The sequence below is a fragment of the Velocimicrobium porci genome (assembly GCF_009696045.1).
GTDB classification, from domain to species: Bacteria; Bacillota; Clostridia; order Lachnospirales; family Lachnospiraceae; genus Velocimicrobium; species Velocimicrobium porci.
In genome coordinates this window covers 1-3,324 of record NZ_VUMT01000052.1, presented here as the reverse complement: position 1 = coordinate 3,324, position 3,324 = coordinate 1, and the positions used below count along the sequence as shown (strand labels likewise).

General features: G+C 38.7%; 5 protein-coding genes and 1 pseudogene. 1 reads left to right on the top strand and 5 read right to left on the bottom strand.

Annotated elements, in window-relative coordinates; genetic code table 11:
* Positions 1-162 precede the first annotated feature (162 nt).
* From FYJ58_RS14445 to FYJ58_RS14430, 4 genes are all read right to left on the bottom strand, one after another.
* Entirely contained in the window at positions 163-351 is a 189-nt protein-coding gene (locus tag FYJ58_RS14445; protein WP_328597868.1) for a cysteine-rich KTR domain-containing protein, read from the bottom strand.
* A gap of 235 nt (positions 352-586) precedes the next feature.
* The gene (locus tag FYJ58_RS14440) at positions 587-784 is read right to left on the bottom strand and encodes a hypothetical protein (protein WP_154520374.1); all 198 of its coding nucleotides are present in this window, start codon (positions 782-784) and stop codon (positions 587-589) included.
* A 41-nt stretch (positions 785-825) separates the two neighbouring features.
* On the bottom strand, positions 826-1,377 hold the full coding sequence (locus FYJ58_RS14435) for a DUF2812 domain-containing protein (RefSeq protein WP_129896115.1): 552 nt from the start codon (positions 1,375-1,377) through the stop codon (positions 826-828).
* A 1-nt stretch (position 1,378) separates the two neighbouring features.
* Positions 1,379-1,693: a PadR family transcriptional regulator gene (locus tag FYJ58_RS14430; RefSeq protein WP_129896114.1), complete on the bottom strand. Its 315-nt coding sequence runs from the start codon at positions 1,691-1,693 to the stop codon at positions 1,379-1,381.
* 283 nt (positions 1,694-1,976) lie between these two features.
* On the opposite strand from FYJ58_RS14430, the gene FYJ58_RS14425 reads away from it, so the two are divergent.
* The gene (locus tag FYJ58_RS14425) at positions 1,977-2,336 is read left to right on the top strand and encodes a helix-turn-helix transcriptional regulator (protein ID WP_154520373.1); all 360 of its coding nucleotides are present in this window, start codon (positions 1,977-1,979) and stop codon (positions 2,334-2,336) included.
* 26 nt (positions 2,337-2,362) lie between these two features.
* Here the strand turns inward: FYJ58_RS14425 and FYJ58_RS14420 are convergent.
* Positions 2,363-3,199: pseudogene (locus FYJ58_RS14420) on the bottom strand (lysozyme family protein); the annotation flags it as partial.
* Between the last annotated feature and the right edge of the window lie 125 nt (positions 3,200-3,324).

Below are 3,324 nucleotides of genomic sequence, written 5' to 3'. Positions count from 1 at the left end.
GATGAGGCTGGTGTAGAAGGTTTTTATATCTTCTAAACAGTGTCGTCTATTTCCCATGCCCGCCTTTGTGCGGGCTATTTTCATCCAAGCGTTTAACGAAAGTCGAACTTTCCTATAAAGTAAAAAAGCAAGAGCCGATGATCTGTGAGTTCTCTCACAAGTTCATCGGCTCTGCGTCTTTGCGTCTGGCTCTTTGATAACAGTTACGTGTAAATTTTTTGCTTCTATCAAACATTCCTGCTTGCATTTGGGGCAGTAGAGGGGATAATTAATTAACACTGTATCCTCCCGTATTCGGTCACGGGTCTTGCTTCCGCAAACAGGACATCGTATCCATTTCGCTTTTTCCACTTTCTTCTCCTTTTGGTTTTTCTCTGACTTTCCTCATACATTATGATGATTACCTTTATAGATGGCAGTTTTAGATTTATTAATAGATTTATAGAAAATACAATAGACCAAATTGATAAAAGCACCCACAAATCTATTTCCATTGTCATATAGCAAAAAAATAGACAAAAAACACCATCCATATAAAAATTATTCTTTATTTTATTTCAACATTGGCTCCTCCAAATACTGAATTTTACTTCTTGCTTTTAGCCTTTTTTACAGTTGAAAATACTAAAACAGCAAGTGAAACTAAATCAATTATCCCCAATGTCCTTACTATCATATCAGGCAACCTCATCGTAAAAATATTAGCTCCTATCAAAAATAATGTTGCGATACCAATTACCATTAAACTTATTGACCACATTGTATTGATTATCTTTGAGTTCATTTCTCTACCTCCACAAATTCAACCATTTTCCATATACCTACCTATTCCTTATGGACCGATTTATAATATTTCCAATATGGAATCGCAAATGAGATAAACATTCCTAAATATACCACAAACATAATGCAGAAGAGTATCATTAAACCACGGCTAAAAGGCGTGTCAATTAAGCTCTGTTGAATCATTTGCGGTATGATTATCAGAAAGAAAATTGCCAAAAGGGGTATCAAGCGTCCTTTGAAAACTCGTTTCATCATATCTAAACGTGAAGCATCATCACAGAAGATTTCTTCTACTCCATCCATTTCAGAAGCCGCCTTACGAAAATAGCTGTAACCTACATAATCCTGCAAATATTCCCAACCACAATCATTAAACATTTTCACGTATTCTTCTTTATGAGCAATCCCGTTCTGATTATAATCAAGCTGATAAATCACATCTTCTGGGACACACTTTTCAAAATGATAGACACAAAAACCAGATACTTTAACAAATTTCCAACCATTTTTGTGTTGTTCTCTTAAATATGTTTCCTCTTTTTTCCATTCAGGAACAGAAAAAAATCTCAATTCTGTTTTTGTATTTTTCATATTATTTTGCCTCCACCATGTTTTTATATAAGCGTTCAATTCTTTTCATTTCTAACTCAAGCACTTCTGTGCCAAGTTCCGTAATGCAATATATTTTGCGTTTATCTTCCTCTTTTATATATTTAATCAGACCATCCTTTTCCATTTTAGATAGACTACCATATAATGTTCCGGGACTGATCTTTATTTCTCCATTAGTTAATAGTTCCGTTTTTTTTACAATGCCATATCCGTGTGATTCTTCTCTAAGGCACAGCAAAATATAAAAGCCCGTTTCAGTCATTGGCACATATACTTTTTTAATATGATTATCCATTATATCACCTCGCTAAGCACTACGATATATCGTACATCGATGTAATTAGTATAGCACTTCGATATAGTAATGTCAAGAACAAATAAAAGTGATTTATTACATCAGAATGATAGGGTTGCCAATCTCTTTATTAAAAATTTACAGATAAAACGGATTTAGTTTTTTCACTTCCCTTTATTGGAATTAAAATCTCTTATTGTAAGAGATTTTACATCGTTCAATCAGAAGTCTCATTTCTGTAAAATATAATAGAAATATTATATTGATACAAGGTGGTGAGTTTATGGACGCAAGAAACAATGATTTTGACTTCGATTTTACACCGATAGGGCAGGCAATCAAGAAAGTTCGAACAGCTAAAGGTATGACCAGAGATGAGCTTGCTCGTATTGTAGATTATGACCCAAGACATCTTCAAGCGATTGAAAATGAGGGACAAAAGCCAAGTCTGGAGCTGTTCATTCAGCTTGTAACGATATTCGGTGTATCGGTTGATGAATACATATTCCCAGATAATGAAGTCAAGAAAAGTTCCGTCCGCAGACGCTTAGACGCAGAACTCGACAAACTAAACGATAAAGAGCTGTCCATAGTTGAAGCAACTGTCAGCGGACTATGTAAGGCAAAAGAGCCAGAGGAATAAACCTCTGGTTTTTCTTTTGTCCATTCTTAATAGGCAGGAACGCCGTAGCCATAGATGGAGCTGCTTCCAACCGTATATTGCTTTTGCCTGCAAGCATCGCCAGAATTACCCTCAACGGTATAGACAATTCCGTTTTCGCATTTCTCTACGATACCAACGTGGTCGGTTTCTCCGTCGCCTTCCCAATCAAAAAAGATAATATCGCCTGCCGACGGCTCATAGCTTCGGTCTTTCCATTGTCCGTTACCCTTAAACCAATTTGCACCGTCCACGCAGCCTGCGAATTTTGGGATAATCCCGCTTTCGATATAGCCACATTGGTCGGCACACCAAGACACAAAGCAGGCACACCATTCCACACGCCCCTCAAAGCCGTACCAACTCCAATAAGGCTGACCGCCCTCATTGCCGAGCTGTGTCAAAGCTACCTCCACAATCGCCTGGTTACCGCCGCTTGTGAACGCCCTCCCGTATGGATAATACCGCAGCACATGGGCGGGATACTGCGTGTCGCCATAGCTGTCCCAACCTAACCGTGCCGCCTGCATGGTGGAAAACTCCACCGCATTGGCATAGGAATAGCCGCCATAGTTGGTCTTAGCCCACGAGATATAGCCGTTGCCGAAATTGTAACCCTGCAAGGCAAGTTTGATATGCTCCATATCAATCGGATTTTCCACCTCAGCAGAGATGAGGGCAGCCTTTAATTCCTGCACCCCGCACTCAATAGAATATTCTGGGTCTTTAATGCCATTCGGCTCATGGGGATACCTTGTGTTAAAGCTGCCTTCAGCCGCCTGCATGGGGTCAAGCCCACAACCGCCAGACTCCTGCATCATCACCGCCTTGATAAGCTCCACATATAAAATGTCAAGACCTAATGTACAAAAAATATGATATAAAAATGTACAATTAGTCTGTCTGTTTTAAGTGATCTTTTAACCTGTATGATTTTCCTGATATTGGTATTACATGTGCATGATGTAGA

What these genes read in the sequence shown, in the direction of transcription:
- FYJ58_RS14440 (WP_154520374.1), bottom strand. Translation starts at nt 784, where the DNA reads ATGAACTCAAAGATAATCAATACAATGTGGTCAATAAGTTTAATGGTA.
- FYJ58_RS14435 (WP_129896115.1), bottom strand. Translation starts at nt 1,377, where the DNA reads ATGAAAAATACAAAAACAGAATTGAGATTTTTTTCTGTTCCTGAATGG.
- FYJ58_RS14430 (WP_129896114.1), bottom strand. Translation starts at nt 1,693, where the DNA reads ATGGATAATCATATTAAAAAAGTATATGTGCCAATGACTGAAACGGGC.
- FYJ58_RS14425 (WP_154520373.1), top strand. Translation starts at nt 1,977, where the DNA reads ATGGACGCAAGAAACAATGATTTTGACTTCGATTTTACACCGATAGGG.